12 protein-coding genes are annotated in these 17,004 nt (G+C 32.8%); 9 read left to right on the plus strand and 3 right to left on the minus strand.

The window, feature by feature from the left end; genetic code table 11:
• Positions 1-28 precede the first annotated feature (28 nt).
• The 3 genes from tamL (at position 29) to accD (ending at position 4,654) form a co-directional block, all read left to right on the plus strand.
• On the plus strand, positions 29-2,596 hold the full coding sequence (tamL, locus tag V5J73_RS12970) for a translocation and assembly module lipoprotein TamL (RefSeq protein WP_338646386.1): 2,568 nt from the start codon (positions 29-31) through the stop codon (positions 2,594-2,596).
• Between the two features lie 60 nt (positions 2,597-2,656).
• Positions 2,657-3,724, plus strand: coding sequence for a class II fructose-bisphosphate aldolase (gene fbaA / locus V5J73_RS12975; RefSeq protein ID WP_338646387.1), 1,068 nt, complete (start codon positions 2,657-2,659; stop codon positions 3,722-3,724).
• Between the two features lie 75 nt (positions 3,725-3,799).
• Positions 3,800-4,654 carry an acetyl-CoA carboxylase, carboxyltransferase subunit beta gene (gene accD, locus V5J73_RS12980; protein WP_338646388.1) on the plus strand — a complete coding sequence of 285 codons (855 nt, stop codon included), beginning with the start codon at positions 3,800-3,802 and terminating at the stop codon, positions 4,652-4,654.
• 118 nt (positions 4,655-4,772) lie between these two features.
• On the opposite strand, the gene V5J73_RS12985 is transcribed toward accD, so the two are convergent.
• Positions 4,773-6,023 (minus strand): ABC transporter permease, encoded by a 1,251-nt coding sequence (locus V5J73_RS12985; protein ID WP_338646389.1) that lies wholly within the window; start codon positions 6,021-6,023, stop codon positions 4,773-4,775.
• A gap of 198 nt (positions 6,024-6,221) precedes the next feature.
• Between V5J73_RS12985 and purH the strand changes: the two genes are divergently transcribed.
• The 6 genes from purH (at position 6,222) to rodA (ending at position 13,444) form a co-directional block, all read left to right on the plus strand.
• Entirely contained in the window at positions 6,222-7,748 is a 1,527-nt protein-coding gene (gene purH, locus V5J73_RS12990) for a bifunctional phosphoribosylaminoimidazolecarboxamide formyltransferase/IMP cyclohydrolase (RefSeq protein ID WP_338646391.1), read from the plus strand.
• Positions 7,749-7,801: 53 nt separating this feature from the next.
• A complete protein-coding gene (locus V5J73_RS12995; RefSeq protein WP_035668436.1) occupies positions 7,802-8,830 on the plus strand; it encodes a rod shape-determining protein in 1,029 nt (342 codons plus the stop codon).
• Between the two features lie 100 nt (positions 8,831-8,930).
• Positions 8,931-9,755 carry a rod shape-determining protein MreC gene (gene mreC, locus V5J73_RS13000; RefSeq protein ID WP_338646393.1) on the plus strand — a complete coding sequence of 275 codons (825 nt, stop codon included), beginning with the start codon at positions 8,931-8,933 and terminating at the stop codon, positions 9,753-9,755.
• Positions 9,748-10,254, plus strand: a complete 507-nt coding sequence (locus tag V5J73_RS13005) for a rod shape-determining protein MreD (RefSeq protein WP_338646394.1) — start codon at positions 9,748-9,750, stop codon at positions 10,252-10,254. Before mreC ends, V5J73_RS13005 begins: the two co-directional genes overlap by 8 nt.
• The gene (mrdA, locus tag V5J73_RS13010; protein WP_338646395.1) at positions 10,251-12,203 is read left to right on the plus strand and encodes a penicillin-binding protein 2; all 1,953 of its coding nucleotides are present in this window, start codon (positions 10,251-10,253) and stop codon (positions 12,201-12,203) included. The genes V5J73_RS13005 and mrdA overlap by 4 nt, the downstream gene beginning before the upstream one ends.
• Before the next feature lie 5 nt (positions 12,204-12,208).
• A complete protein-coding gene (gene rodA / locus V5J73_RS13015) occupies positions 12,209-13,444 on the plus strand; it encodes a rod shape-determining protein RodA (protein WP_338646396.1) in 1,236 nt (411 codons plus the stop codon).
• Positions 13,445-13,548: 104 nt separating this feature from the next.
• Here rodA and V5J73_RS13020 read toward each other — a convergent pair whose 3' ends face one another.
• Both V5J73_RS13020 and V5J73_RS13025 read right to left on the minus strand, forming a co-directional pair.
• Positions 13,549-14,409: a DNA/RNA non-specific endonuclease gene (locus V5J73_RS13020; protein ID WP_338646397.1), complete on the minus strand. Its 861-nt coding sequence runs from the start codon at positions 14,407-14,409 to the stop codon at positions 13,549-13,551.
• Positions 14,410-14,633: 224 nt separating this feature from the next.
• On the minus strand, positions 14,634-16,811 hold the full coding sequence (locus V5J73_RS13025) for a carboxy terminal-processing peptidase (RefSeq protein ID WP_338646398.1): 2,178 nt from the start codon (positions 16,809-16,811) through the stop codon (positions 14,634-14,636).
• Positions 16,812-17,004: the final 193 nt, after the last annotated feature.

Below are 17,004 nucleotides of genomic sequence, written 5' to 3' on the forward strand. Positions count from 1 at the left end.
TACTTTTGAATTAAATATTTTAGAACACTTGAAAAAAACTTCCACAAAAATAACTGCATTTATTCTAATTGCAATATTAATTTGCGCTTGTAACGCTGTAAAAAGAGTTCCGGACGGTAAATTACTGCTTACAAAAAACGAAATTACGGTAAATGACAAAGCTATTAAGGATGAAAATGTTTTCAATCAACTGTATCAAAAACCTAATAGCACTTTACTTGGATACCGTTTAAGATTGAATCTTTATAACCTTGCCAATCTGAATCCCGATTCAACTTACCAAGCTAAATTTACTAATAATCCAGAAAAATTCAGAAGAAAATCCAAATGGTTGTCTGAAAAACAAGTGAATCGCCTTGGAAAATCTTTTTGGTACCGTGGAATCCATGATTTTTTAAAAGAAACTGGAGAGCCTCCCGTAATTATTGATACAGACAGAGCAACCAAATCATTGTTGAGACTGAAATATTATTACTTCAACAACGGCTTTTTTAATGTAAATGCTACCTACAAAATAGATACTTTGAGCATCAAAAAGGGTAAAATAAAATACGAAATTACCCCAGGAAGTGCCTATTTTCTGGATTCCTTAAGAACTACTATTTTAACGCCAGCTTTAGATTCTTTATATGAAACTAACAAATCCAATACATTTATAAAATCAGGAAATCAATATAAAACAGAAGATTTTGAGAATGAAAAAAACAGAATCACTACCCATTTTAGAAATAATGGAGCATACTATTTTCAGCCTAATTATGTAACTTTTGACATAGATACCATTAAGAAAGTCAATCAAGCAAACATCAACTTGATGATTAGTAATTATTCGTATCAGGAACAAGATTCAAGCAAAACCGAACCTTTCAAAATTTATACAATAAGCGATGTAAATATTTACACTGATTATTCTCCAAGTAATAATAGTATAAAAATTACTGACAGTACAACCTACAACAACTTTAATCTATACAGTCAAGACAAATTAAAATACAAACCACGAGCAATTACTAATGCGATCTTTATTACAAAAGGAGGATTATTTGCTGATTATAAAACCGTTTTAACAACACGGTATTTGAATAATCTTAAAATTTTTAACTACCCATCGATACAATATGAAGTTGATCCAAGAGATTCAACCGCACAGTCATTGATTGCAAAAGTATACTTGACTCCTAGAAAAAAATACAGCTTTGGGACGACACTAGACGTCACCCATTCTAACATACAAGATTTTGGTGTGGGTTTAAGTGTTTCTGAAACGATACGAAACGTTTTCAATGGAGCCGAAACGCTCGAATTAGCTGTGCGCGGAAATATTGGATCTTCAAAGGATTTAGCAAATCCAAAAAACAATTTTTTCAATGTTTCTGAATATGGTTTAGATTTAAAGCTTAACATTCCACGGATTTTCATGCCATTCAGCACAGAAAAGATCATTCCTAAAAGCATGATTCCATCAACACTAATTACTGTGGGTTTTGCGAAACAACAAAATATTGGCCTAGACAAAGAGAATTTTACAGGAGCATTGTCATACAATTGGACACCAAAAAGAAACAATACCGCCAGATTTGACTTGTTCAACACTCAGTTTGTACGAAATCTGAACCCACAGAACTACTTTAATGTTTATGGTTCTTCGTACAACGCTTTGAATGAAATCAGCAAGGAATACAATACAAATCCTTCTTATTATAACAATGACATTGATAAGGACTTGCTTATTGAACAAGGAACAGCAGGCTTTACTAATGACGTTCTCACTGGAAATGCTAATTTCTTAAAACCATTAGAACCTGCAGATTTTCAGTCTGTAAAAAGCATTGAAGAAAGAAGACTGAGACTTACTGAGAACGATTTTATTTTAGCTACTAGTTTTACTTTTTCGAAAACAACAAAAAAGGATTTAACGGACAATACTTTTTATCTTTTTAAAACAAAGATAGAATCGGCAGGAACTCTTTTATCCGCTTTTGCAGCAACAAGCAACCAGAAAAAAAATTCAAATGGCAATTATGAAATATTTAATTTAGAATATTCTGAATACATAAAAACAGAATTTGATTATATCAAACATTGGGATTTATCGAAAGAAAAAATAGTTGCCTTTAGATCGTTTTTTGGAATCGCGATTCCATTTGGAAATTCAGACTATATCCCTTTTTCAAGGAGTTACTTTTCAGGTGGGTCAAATGACAATCGAGCATGGCAACCCTACGGTTTAGGACCGGGAAGCAGCGGCGCATTAGACGATTTTAATGAAGCAAATATGAAAATTGCGATTAGTGGTGAATTTCGCTTTAAAATATTAGGCAGTTTGAAAGGAGCTCTTTTTGCAGATGCTGGAAATATATGGAACGTATTAGACAATGTAGAAGATGAGAAATCTACATTTACCCAACTTAAAGACTTGAAAGACATTGCGTTAGGTACTGGATTTGGACTTAGATACGACCTTAGTTTCTTTGTAATTCGTTTTGATTTAGGATTTAAAACCTACAATCCAGCTAATGAAACCAACAAAAGATGGTTTAGGGAATACAACTTTGCGAACTCCGTTTTAAATTTTGGAATAAATTATCCGTTCTAATCCTAATTAATTCTTATTTTTGCAAACTAAAAACTAAATAAAACAACTAAAAAAATTACAATGGCACACAACATAAAACCAGGCGTAGCTACAGGAGATCAGGTTCAGGAAATTTTTAATTATGCCAAAGAAAAAGGATTTGCACTTCCGGCAGTAAATGTTACGGGATCAAATACAATCAATGGAGTACTTGAAACTGCAGCAAAACTTAATGCTCCAGTTATCATTCAATTTTCTAATGGAGGAGCACAATTTAATGCTGGAAAAGGACTTTCTAATGCAGGTGAAAAAGCAGCAATCGCTGGTGGAATTGCTGGTGCATTACACATTCATACATTGGCAGAAGCTTATGGAGCAACTGTAATTTTACATACTGACCACTGCGCAAAAAAATTATTACCTTGGATTGACGGTTTATTAGATGCTTCAGAAGCACATTTTGCCAAAACTGGAAAACCATTATTCTCTTCACACATGATTGACTTATCTGAGGAGCCTATCGAAGAAAACATCGAAATTTGCAAAGGATATTTAGAAAGAATGAGCAAAATGGGAATGACACTTGAAATCGAACTTGGTATTACCGGTGGTGAAGAAGATGGTGTTGACAACTCTGATGTTGATAGCTCTAAATTATACACACAACCAGAAGAAGTTGCTTACGCATACGAGGAACTTTCTAAAGTAAGTCCAAAATTTACAATTGCAGCTGCTTTTGGAAACGTACATGGAGTTTACAAACCAGGAAATGTGAAATTGACTCCAAAAATCTTAAAAAATTCTCAAGATTTTGTTCAAAATAAATTCAACACAGGACACAACCCAGTAGATTTCGTTTTCCACGGTGGTTCAGGTTCTACGTTAGAAGAAATTAGAGAAGGTATTAGCTACGGAGTAATAAAAATGAATATCGATACTGATTTACAATTTGCTTTTACGGAAGGTATCCGTGATTACATGGTAAAAAACATCGATTATTTGAAAACTCAAATTGGAAACCCAGAAGGTGCTGATGCTCCAAACAAAAAATATTACGATCCAAGAAAATGGTTGCGTGAAAGCGAAGTTACTTTCAACGCAAGACTTGAGCAAGCATTTGCTGACTTGAACAACGTAAATACATTATAATAAAAAGTTTAAAGTTTCAGGTTCAAGGTTTTCAAAACTTTAAACTTTAGACCCGAAACAACAAAAACAATAAATATGGCTTGGTTTAAAAGAAAAGAAAAAGGGATTACTACTGCTACCGAAGACAAAATGGACATTCCAAAAGGACTTTGGTACAAATCTCCAACTGGAAAAATTATTGATGCCGATGAACTAGCTCGTAACTTATTTGTAAGTCCCGAAGATGGTTTTCACGTTAGGATTGGAAGTACAGAATATTTTCAAATTTTATTTGACAACAATGAATTTGTTGAATTAGATAAAAACATGACTTCTAAAGATCCTTTGCATTTTGTTGATACAAAAAAATATGCAGATCGTTTGAAAGATGTTATGGAAAAAACCAAACTTAAGGATGCAGTGCGCACCGGAGTTGGAAAATCAAAAGGGAAAGATGTTGTCATCTGCTGTATGGATTTTGCCTTTATCGGTGGTTCTATGGGAGCTGTAGTGGGAGAGAAAATCGCAAGAGGAATCGATCACGCTATCAAAAACAAACTGCCTTTTGTTATGATTTCAAAATCAGGTGGAGCAAGAATGATGGAAGCTGCTTATTCATTAATGCAATTAGCTAAAACATCCGTAAAACTCGCTCAACTTGCCGAAGCAAAATTACCTTACATTTCGTTATGTACGGATCCAACGACTGGAGGAACAACTGCTTCTTACGCCATGCTTGGAGATATTAATATTTCTGAACCAGGCGCATTAATTGGGTTTGCAGGACCTAGAGTAGTTAGAGACACAACCGGTAAAGATTTACCAGAAGGTTTCCAAACTGCTGAGTTCTTACTTGAACATGGTTTCTTAGACTTTATAACACCACGAAAAGAATTGAAAGACAAAATTAATTTGTATATTGATTTGATTCAAAACAATCCTATTAGATAAATGAAAATCCCGAGCAATCGGGATTTTTTATTTTTTAACTATTTCACTACAAATAAAAACAGCTTTCAAAATTATCTGAAAGCTGTTTTTTTTATTTCTTTAATAGAGTTCGTATAAATTACATTCCTGTTCTAATCGCTTCCACAGGATCTAGTTTTGAAGCAGAAATCGCTGGAAGTATTCCAGATATCAATCCAATTATAGCAGCTAATCCAGTTCCCAAAAGAATATTCCCTGCACTTAAAACAAACTCAAAATCCAGTGCTTTTGTTAAGATTACAGAAATTATCCAAACGAGAAAAAGTCCAATCATTCCGCCGATAACAGAAAGTATTATCGCTTCAAACAAAAACTGGAATAATATAAATCTGTTTTTGGCTCCTAATGATTTCTGAATACCAATCAAATTAGTTCGCTCTTTTACGGAAACGAACATTATATTGGCAATCCCAAAACCGCCTACTAATAATGAAAAGCCACTAATGATCCATCCTACAACATTCATTTGCCCTAAAATTCCATCAATAAGATCTGTAAAACCAGAAAATACATTAATAAAAAAATTATCAATTTCACCAGCTTTCAAACCTCTAAAACTTCTAAGTTTTTGAGATATTTCACCTTTATAGGCATCCATATCCGCCCCTTTTTCAGGTTTAAAAATAATAACGTTTGTCAAAGAAGTATTATTATCCCCATACAATTGGCGCACAAAATTCACTGGAATATATGCTGATGTATCATTACTATCGCCAAACAAACCTGAACCTTCTTTTTTAAGAACACCAATAACAGTAAAACGCTTGCCATACAAACGAACATTTTTTCCAATTGGTTCCGCATTTTCAAACAAGGATTTTGCAATTTCGCTTCCAAGAACGATAACTGTAACACCAGAGTTAGCCTCAGATTCATTATAAAACCTTCCTCTTTCAAATTCAAGCCCTTGAATATCTATGAATTCATGTGAAACTGGAACAATATTGATATCACTAACGGTTTTTGAATCATATTTAATAGACTCTCTTCGAGTAAATATTTGATATGCCATTTGATCCGTATTAGTCATAGCCCCTTTCATGTATGTATACTCGTCGTACTTCACATTAGGAAACTGTTCTCTTTTCCATTGCGGAATCTCCGAAGGTCCAAAAGAAAACTTCATCAAATAGATTGTATTTTTATCTAAACTACTCAAATCCTTTGTGATCTTTCTGTCCAAAGAATCCACAGCAGCAAGTACCGCTATAATTGAAAAAATTCCAATAGTAACTCCTAACAAAGAAAGCAGCGTCCTTAACTTGTTGTTGCGCAATGCATTCATAGCAAAGCCCAAACTCTCTTTTAATAACCGAAGGTAAACTAGCATAAAATCTTTTTTGTATTAAAGTAAAATTCCATAAATATTATTCAAAAACCTAATGAAAAATGTATTCGTTGCTGCGTGAATCAATTATTTTATCTTTGCCAATGAAATAGAAGTAAAAATTACATATTATCTCATTTTCAAATGGCTTAATTTTCACATTAAAAAACTATTTTTGCACTTCATAACTATAACTACATAATGAACACAACAAAAACAATTCAATCTGCATTAATCTCTGTCTTCTCAAAAGAAGGATTAGAACCTATAGTAAGACAACTAAACAGTCAAAATGTTACACTTTATTCTACAGGAGGGACTGAAGATTTTATAAAAAATCTTGGAATTCCTGTAATTCCTGTAGAAGATGTTACTTCCTACCCTTCTATTTTAGGTGGCAGAGTAAAAACATTACACCCTAAAGTTTTTGGAGGAATTTTAAACCGCCAAGATAATGAGAGTGATGTGCAACAAATGATAGAGTTCAACATTCCACAAATAGATTTAGTAATTGTAGACTTGTATCCATTTGAAAAAACGGTTGCTTCAGGAGCTAGTGAATCAGATATTATTGAAAAAATAGATATTGGTGGTATTTCTTTGATACGCGCTGCCGCAAAAAACTTCAAGGATACTGTAATTGTTGCATCGGTAGACCAATATGGCTTGCTTTTGGATTTGATTACATCTCAAAATGGTGCTACAACACTAGAAGATAGAAAATTATTGGCTACAAAGGCATTTCATGTTTCCTCACATTATGACACTGCGATATTCAATTATTTCAACACTGACGAAACCATTTACAAACAAAGTATTGCTAACGGACAAGTTTTGAGATATGGTGAAAACCCACATCAAAAAGGATTTTTCTTCGGTGATTTTGATGCAATGTTCAACAAAGTTCACGGAAAAGAATTGTCTTACAATAATTTATTAGATGTAGATGCTGCAGTAAATTTGATTAATGAATTCAAAAATGACGGTCCTACATTTGCTATATTAAAACACAATAATGCCTGTGGTTTAGCGTCAAGAACTACTATCAGCGAAGCCTATCTTGCAGCATTAGCCTGCGATCCTACTTCAGCTTTTGGAGGTGTTTTAATTTCGAATACAAAAATTGATGTGGCTACAGCTTCAGAAATAAATAAATTGTTTTGCGAAGTTGTAATTGCCCCAGAATATGATACTGAAGCCATTGCAATTTTACAAGAAAAGAAAAACCGAATTATATTAATCCAAAACGAAGTAGAATTACCACAAAAACAAGTTCGTACTTGCTTAAACGGAATTTTAGTTCAGGAAAGAAACAACATAACCGACAATAAAGAAGACTTAAGAACCGTTACTATAACTGAACCTACTGAACAAGAAATTCAGGATCTAATTTTTGCTTCTAAAATTTGTAAAAACACGAAATCAAATACGATTGTTTTTGCAAAAAATGGTACACTTATTGCTTCTGGTACTGGACAAACATCAAGAGTAGATGCCTTGCAACAAGCAATAGAAAAAGCAAAAACTTTTGGATTTGATTTACATGGTGCATCTATGGCAAGCGACGCTTTTTTCCCATTTCCAGATTGTGTAGAAATAGCTAAAGAAGCAGGAATAACTGCTGTAATTCAGCCAGGAGGTTCCATAAAAGACGAATTGAGTATTAATTACTGTAATGAAAATAAAGTTGCAATGGTATTTACAGGAACTCGTCATTTTAAACATTAATTTGTTTAACTTTGCCCGTCACAAATTTATAACTTTTAACCCTTAAAAAACTTATGGGATTTTTTGATTTCATGACTGAGGATATCGCGATAGACCTTGGTACCGCCAACACTTTAATCATACATAATGATAAAGTTGTCATAGACAGCCCTTCGATAGTTGCTCGTGATAGAGTTTCAGGCAAAATCATCGCTGTTGGTAAAGAAGCCAACATGATGCAGGGAAAAACACATGAAAACATTAAAACGATAAGACCTTTGAAAGATGGTGTAATTGCTGATTTTGATGCTTCAGAAAAAATGATCAGTATGTTTATAAAAAGCATACCAGCATTGAAAAAAAGAATGTTCACTCCAGCATTAAGAATGGTTGTCTGTATTCCCTCAGGAATTACTGAAGTAGAGATGAGAGCCGTAAAAGAATCGTGCGAGAGAGTAAACGGTAAAGAAGTTTATTTAATACATGAACCTATGGCAGCAGCAATTGGTATTGGAATCGATATCATGCAACCAAAAGGAAACATGATTGTTGATATAGGTGGAGGAACAACAGAAATTGCAGTAATAGCATTAGGTGGAATTGTATGTGACAAATCAGTAAAAATTGCTGGTGATGTATTTACAAATGATATCGTGTATTACATGCGTACGCAACACAATCTTTTTGTTGGAGAAAGTACCGCTGAAAAAATCAAAATTCAAATTGGCGCAGCTATTGAAGATTTAGAAACTCCTCCAGAAGACATGTCAGTTCAAGGTAGAGATTTACTTACTGGTAAACCAAAACAAGTAGAAGTTTCTTATAGAGAAATCGCTAAAGCACTAGACAAATCAATCCAACGAATTGAAGATGCTGTAATGGAAACTTTATCACAAACACCTCCTGAATTAGCAGCTGATATTTACAACACAGGAATCTACCTTGCAGGTGGAGGATCTATGTTAAGAGGACTTGATAAAAGGATTTCGCAAAAAACAGATTTACCTGTTTACATTGCAGAAGATCCATTAAGAGCAGTTGTTAGAGGAACTGGTATGGCACTTAAAAACATTACAAAATTTAAAAGCATTTTGATTAAGTAATTTATTTTTGTTCTACTTTTCTGGCTTCAAGTTCAAGTCAATTTATAACAATTAGGTTACCAAACAAGACATACAGTTATTTACATTATACCGTTAAGAAATGCAGCAAATATTTAATTTTATTTTTAAAAACAGTAATAGATTACTGTTTTTGCTGCTTTTGGGTATCTCGTTATCACTCACTATTCAATCACATTCTTTCCATAGAAGCAAAATAATTAGTTCTGCAAACTTTTTAAGTGGCGGTGTATATGAAAAGGTGAATAATCTTAACGAATATTTAAATTTAAAAAGTCAAAACGATGCTCTTGCTCTTGAAAATGCAAAGCTAAAAAGTCTTTTATTTAATCTTAAAGACACTACTGCAATAAAAAAACTGGACAGCATCAAAGGGGTGAAACCAGATGATATAGTCGTTTCTAAAGTAATTCATAATTCCTATAATGTTCATGAAAATTACTTAACCTTGAATTCTGGAGAATTACAGGGTGTAAAACCGGATATGGGCGTGATTAATAGTTTAGGAATAGTAGGAATTATAGAAAATACATCTCCAAATTACTCGACAGTAATTAGTATTCTGAATAAAAAGTCACAAATCAATGCTAAAATCAAAAAGTCAAATCACTTTGGTTCTTTGATTTGGAACGGAAAAAGTACGGGTTTCGTTCAGTTGATTGATGTCCCTAGATTAGCAGCAATCCGTAAAGGAGATACAATTGTAACTGGAGGTCAATCAGTAATTTTTCCAGAAAACATTAACATTGGAACAATTGACAAAATAGAAATAGACAATCAAACGAACTATTATACGATAACCGTGAGATTGTTTAATGATATGACGAACTTAGGTCATGTATATATTATAAAAAATAAAGATCGCGAAGAAGTTACTAATTTAGAAAAAAGAGAAAAAGATGAATAGCACCTTGTTAGTCAATATTTTTCGATTTATTCTGTTATTGGCAGTTCAAATTATCATATTCAATAATATGAATTTTTTAGGCTACATAAGCCCTTTTCCGTACCTATTGTTCATCATACTTTACCCAGTAAATGGAAATAAGTCTGGCCTAGTACTAGCGAGTTTTTTACTTGGACTTATTATGGACATGTTTAGCAATTCTGGTGGAATACACGCTACCGCTTGTTTAGTGCTAGCCTATTTTAGACCTTTTATTTTTAAATTTGCTTTTGGTCTCAGTTATGAATATCAAACCATAAAACTAAATGATGTATTGACGCCTGAAAGATTTTCATTTATACTACTTTCTGTTTTTATTCATCATTTTACATTATTTGTATTAGAAGCTTTCCAGTTTAGCTTTATTTTTGATATTCTAATCAGAATTTTATTAAGTACTGTATTTACAATTATTATTTGCATCATAATAATATATCTTATTAAGCCAAACAAAAGATGAGAAAAGTCTTGTTGCCTTCTTTAATCATTCTAGCTACTTCTTTGCTTGTAATGCGTATCTTTTATTTGCAAATTGTTGACGATACTTTAAAACTAAAGTCGGAAAACAATGCCATCAAGAAAAAGTACGAATATCCAGAAAGAGGATATATCTATGATAGAAAAGGAAAGTTATTAGTTGCCAACCAAGCATCTTATGACATCATGGTTATTCCAAGAGAAGTAAAAAATACGGATACTTTGGAGTTTTGCCAATTATTGAATATTACTAAAGAAGATTTCATTAAAAAAATTCAAAAGGCAACCATATACAGTCCCCGCTTGCCATCCGTTTTCTTGGCACAATTAAACAAAAGTGAATTTGCTGCTTTTCAAGAAAAAATAAGAAAATACGAAGGCTTTTATTTTCAAAAACGTTCCTTACGTGACTATGAAGTCAATTTTGGAGCCAATGTTTTTGGTTTCATTACTCAGGTAAATGAAAAATTAGTTGCCAAAAACCCATATTATAATAGTGGAGATTTAATTGGTCGACAAGGTGTAGAAGAAAGCTATGAGGACCTTTTACGAGGAATAAAAGGCGTAAAATATATTCAAAAAGACAAATACAATAGAGAAATTGGTTCTTACAAAGATGGAAAATATGACACTATTGCTGTTCAAGGAGAAGACATAAACCTTACTATTGATGCTGAAATTCAAAAATACGGAGAAGAATTAATGATCAACAAACGAGGTGGAATTGTCGCAATCGAACCAAGTAGTGGAGAAATATTGGCACTTGTAACTGCTCCATCTTATGATCCGGGCATATTGGTAGGAAGACAACGCTCTAAAAATTATACCGAACTGTATCGCGATTCAATAGCGAAACCACTTTATGATAGAGGTTTGCTAGCTGAGTATCCTCCAGGATCTCCATTCAAAATTTTAACTGGACTTGTAGCACTGCAAGAAGGTGTTATTGATGAGAATAGTACTGTTTTTTGCAACAGAGGTTTTAGTTATGCTCGAGGCCGTTTTATGGGATGTCATTGCCATGGAGGTGCACTTCAATTGCATAGAGGTATTTTTGAGTCTTGCAATTCTTATTTTGCTACAGCCTACATGAAAACGATAAACAAGTATGCAAAACCTGCACAAGCGGTTGATATTTGGAGTAATCACGTAAAAAGTTTTGGTTTAGGACAATTCATGGGTTATGATTTACCAACTGGTAAAAGAGGGAAAGTCCCTGATTCAAAAACATACAAACGTATTTACCCTAACGGAGGTTGGAGAAGCACTACTATTGTTTCAAATTCTATTGGACAAGGCGAAGTACTTATGACGCCAATTCAACTGGCTAATATGATGGCTACAGTAGCTAACAAAGGGCATTATTACACGCCTCATATCATCAAAAAAATTGAAGGGCATAAAATTGACGAAAAATTTACGACTAAACATGTAACCACAATTGATAAAAAATATTTCGAACCAATTATCAGTGGCTTATTTGATGTATATAACTTAGGAACAGCTAGATCATTACGCGTTGAAGGAATTGACATTTGTGGAAAAACTGGTACTGCAGAAAATTTTGCAAAAATCGGAGGAGTCAGAGTAAAATTAGAAGACCATTCTATATTTGTAGCTTTTGCACCAAAAGACAATCCAAAAATTGCCATTGCAGTTATGGTTGAAAATGGTGGATACGGAGCAACAATTGCAGGACCTATTGCCAGCTTAATGATTGAAAAATACCTTAGACAAAAAATTACCCGAATTGATCTTGAAAAGAGAATTCTAGCCACTAGTTTACAAAGTCGTTATGCTAAATTAGGAGGGCTTTCTGATGCAGTAAAACTACAATTGAGGATTAGTGATTCTCTTCTAAAAAAGAAAACAACAGTTCCAGCTGTTAAAGCAAAAACAGACACTACTAAAACGAATAAACAAACTACTTAATCCAGATGAAAAACCAAAGTATAACGAATAACATCGACTGGATAAGCATCATAATATATGCTGTATTAGTTATTTTGGGTTGGCTAAATATCTATTCGTCTTCGCTTTCATCAATGGAAGGCACTCATGAAAAACAGCTTATATTCATCATATTGACTATTCCCTTAATTTTTGTTGTCCTTTCTGTTGACGGTAAGTTTTATGAAAAATATGCCAGTATTATTTTTGGAATATCCCTACTTACATTAGCAGGGCTGTTTTTATTTGGTAAAACTATAGCAGGTCAACGGTGTTGGTATGCAATAGGTAGTTTTACAATACAGCCTTCTGAATTTGCAAAAGCGGCAACAGCTTTAGCCTTAGCAAAATATTTAAGTGACACTCAAATCAATTTAAAAGAAGTAAATAGGCAAGTACAAGCCCTTGCCATAATTCTTTTGCCTGTGATTCTAATACTTCCTCAACCTGACCCAGGAAGCGCTTTAATATACAGCATATTTATCATCGTTTTATACCGTGAAGGCTTACCCTCATGGTATGTTTGGACAGGTTTTATCACCATTCTTTTATTCGTATTAACGCTTATATTAGAGCCACAATATGTAATTCTCATAGCACTAATCACATTATTATTAGTTCATTTCAAATCAAGATTAGCTGATAGGAATATTGTTTTGAGTAGTATCCTTTTTGTAGTGATTTCTGGGTTTGTTTTATCAGTAAACTATGTTTTCGAAAATGTATTCAAACAGCACCATAGGGATCGTTTTAATATCCTATTAGGTAAAACCGTAGATCTAAAAGGAATTGGTTATAATACAAATCAATCCGAAATAGCCATTGGTTCTGGTGGTTGGTTTGGAAAAGGGTTTTTAGAAGGTACACAAACAAAAGGTGGATTCGTTCCTGAGCAACATACGGATTACATATTCACAACAGTGGGCGAAGAATGGGGATTTGTTGGTTCCTTAGTAGTTATTGCTCTTTTTGCAGGCTTATTACTCCGAATAATATATCTGGCCGAAAGACAAAAAACAAAATTCAGTAGAGTATATGGCTATTGTGTAGCTGGAGTTTTATTCACTCACTTTTTTGTGAATATTGCTATGGTAGTTGGTATTTTCCCTACAATAGGTGTCCCGCTTCCTTTCTTTTCCTATGGAGGATCTGGGCTTTGGGGATTCACAATATTATTATTCATATTTATAAAAATGGATGCCAATAAAGTAAATGAGTGGTAACAAATAATCTATCTTTTCAAAATTTTGAGAATTAAAAACATTTCATTGTATCATAAAGGGACCAGATTGCCCATTTAAATTTAAAAAAGCTAATTTTTTAAAGCCTAATTAAAACTCCAATTTTTATAATCATTGTTTTTTTCTAATTGATTTTCAATCTTATCATTCAATTGTGGAAAGAAGTCAATTCCTGTCATTTTTTCGATATAATCAACCGAAACTACAAAGCTATATAATGGCGCATTACTTTCTAAATTTGGAACTAGAAAACCTATCATTCTGAGATTATCTCCAGAATTAGCTACTAATATTTTATAAAAAACCTTAGGAACTGAAACTTTTTCTTTCCCTATTGTCAACAATGAAGATTCCAAAACACCACCTGTAACTACATAAACCCCATCATATTTTACAGCCCAATAACGTACTTTCTGTTCTAATCTATTCCATACCCCATTATTAAAATTACGAACTTGTGGAGAAATATTAGAGGTAAAAAAAGTGTCGTTATAGGCATCCAAAGCAAACTCCATATCGCCTGCTGGGCAAAGATGTCCTTTGTCATAATTTGTATTTTTATAATTTCGCCAATCAGCCGATCCTGTGGTTACTTTAGCATCCGCAATAAAAAAAGGACGTTTAAAATCATTATTCTTTACATAACTTTTCTTAAGTTCATAAGCAACCCATTCTGCCTGTTCATGAACTTCATTATACGACAAAGTATAATACTGATGCTTAACAACTTGTCCTCCAGAGGAAGACGGCAAGAAATCAAAGTCCTCGCCCATTGATAGGCTTCTATTATCAAAACTATCAACTGGATTTTTATACTTATTTAAATGATAATTCTTGTCTTCGTTGTAAAGCTTTGAATTACCTCTTCCAACATCTTTTTTACAAAAAGAAAAAAGGAATCCATTAAGCACAACCAATAGTAAAGCGACTAGTTTTGTATTTTTCATTTCTAACTCTATATAAAGTTTATTGGTATTCCACTAGCTAATAAATAAAAACAAAGAGTTCTAACAAATTAAAACACATCAGACAGCTTTATTAAGTGTTCAATATTAAATAAAAAAAATTGGATAAGTAAACTAAATAAAAAACGCTCCGAGAATTCTGTTGAATATCTGGAGCGTTCTAGCTTATTAATGATTTTTTATGTAGTGAATTAACAAATCACTACTTAAGATTTTACCAATTTATCTTTTTTTATTTTAGCTGGAATATTCTTTTTTGAAATTGATTTGGGTTGCAAATCATCCAAAACATTGATTGCTTCTTCAACATAAATATCTTTAGATAAAGATTCATGCCATATTTCTCTTTTTTCTTTCAAAGAAGCATCTTTACTCATAGCTTCTGTTTCATAAGGCAACGAAGTAAAGGTCAATGTGTTTTTGTAATTTACAATTGGCTTGTACTTTTTTGCTTTCTCTTCTATATCTGCTTGAGCAATTTTAAACTTGTCAATATTTAAACTGTAGACGTTTTCTTCACTTCTACTATCAATCCATTTTGCATTTTCTTCAATTAATTGAAACTGTGGATTTTTATTAATTCTATTTTTACTATTGGCAATTGCTTGATTAAAATTTGCATTATTATTCCAAACCGTATAATCTGCCTGATCAATTTTATCCCAAGGCATTGCGTTATCAATATCGCGTTCACCCATTTTTAAATAAGCATATCTATCCGGCATTACGATATCACTGCGTACTCCTTCTAATTGAGTAGATCCACCATTAATTCTATAGAATTTTTGAGTTGTTGTTTTGATTGCGCCTAAATCACCCACTGCGCTATTGCGTACCAGAGTATTTAAATCATAAACATTTTGTACTGTTCCTTTACCATAGGTTTGCTTGCTTCCAATGATGATTCCTCTTTTATAATCTTGGATAGCTGCAGCAAGAATTTCTGAAGCCGAAGCTGAAAAACTATTCACCATAATTACTAAAGGACCATCCCATTCAATTTTTTTATCTCGGTCATAAAGAACCTCTTTTTGTCTTCCAGCTGATTTAATTTGAACAATTGGACCTTGCTCAATAAACAATCCAGCTATATCAACAACAGTTGATAAAGACCCACCACCGTCATCACGTACATCAAGAATAATTCCGTTTACACCTGATTTTTTCAATCGATCTACTTCTATGGCAATATCTTTTCCAGCATCTCTTCCATCTTTATTTTCAAAATCAATGTAGAATTTTGGCAAATAAATTACTCCGTATTTTAATCCATTTTTATTTACAATACTAGACTTGGCATACGTCTCTTCTATTTCAACAATATCTCTAATAATAGAAATAATCTTAATGGTTCCATCCACTTTTTTTACAGTAAGACGAACTTCCGAGCCTTTAGGACCTTTAATTTTTTTAACAACGTCGTCTAAACGCATCCCAACAACATCAACAGCCTCACTATTTCCTTGAGCCACTTTCATAATCAAATCTCCTGATTCAAGTTCTTTTCCTCTCCAAGCTGGACCACCAGAAATAAGTTCTGAAATTTCAGTAAGATCATTTTTCTTTTGTAAACGAGCACCAATTCCTTCTAATTTACCGCTAATATCTTGATCAAAACGAGCTTTATCGTCTGCTGCCAAATAATTTGTATGTGGGTCAAAACGTGCTGTTATAGAATTAATATAAACTGAAAACCAATCGTTTCTATCTAGGTCTTTAATAAACCCAAAATATTCGTCTAATGATTTACCTGAACTTTCCCTTGTTTCTTTTTCTAAAGTCTCAAAAGATTTAACCTCGTAGGTAGCATCATTTTTCTTCTTATCTTGTTCTAATTTTTGCTTGTCAACAAGAGATGAAAGAGTAGATAATTTGATTTGCTTGCGCCATTTGTCTCTAAGTTCAGTAGCACTTTTAGAATAAGGTGCTTTTTCATAATCAATATTGAAACTTTCATCAACGGAATAGTCAAACGGAGTACTCAAAACATCTTTGTAAATCTTTTTACTTTCTTCCATACGCTTTATTAAACGCTCGTAAGTAAGATTGAAAAAACTCAAATCTTTATTCAACAACTGATCGTCTAATTGCAGTTCAAATTTAGAAAATTCATCAATATCGGACTGCAAAAAGAATCGTTTGGACGGATCTAATGCTTCTATATAACCTTTATATATTCCTTTAGAGAATGTATCATCAATTGTGGCGGGACTGTAATGTCCTTTCTCTATAACATAAGTCAACAACTCTAAAAGTAATTTATCTTTTTCGGGATCTGCTGATTTAGTCGCGTTCATTTTGAATGCAAACAATGTCACAGAAAGGCATACTACAACAAGAAGTATTTTATAATTTCTTTTCATAAAGTTAATAATAGTATTCATGAATTTTTTAATCTAAATTACGGTAAAAACTATGCCAACAGTGGGAGAGCCTCCATAAATTTTTGTTAAAGATATAAAAATGTTCTTTTCTTTTTAGTTAAATGAATCAACATAACATATTTTTATCTTTTGTTTACGCAATCCATTCTGTGTTATTACATTTGTCTTCAAAACAATCCATAATCAATCCTTT

This window comes from Flavobacterium sp. KS-LB2 (assembly GCF_036895565.1).
In the GTDB taxonomy this organism is placed as follows: Bacteria; Bacteroidota; Bacteroidia; order Flavobacteriales; family Flavobacteriaceae; genus Flavobacterium.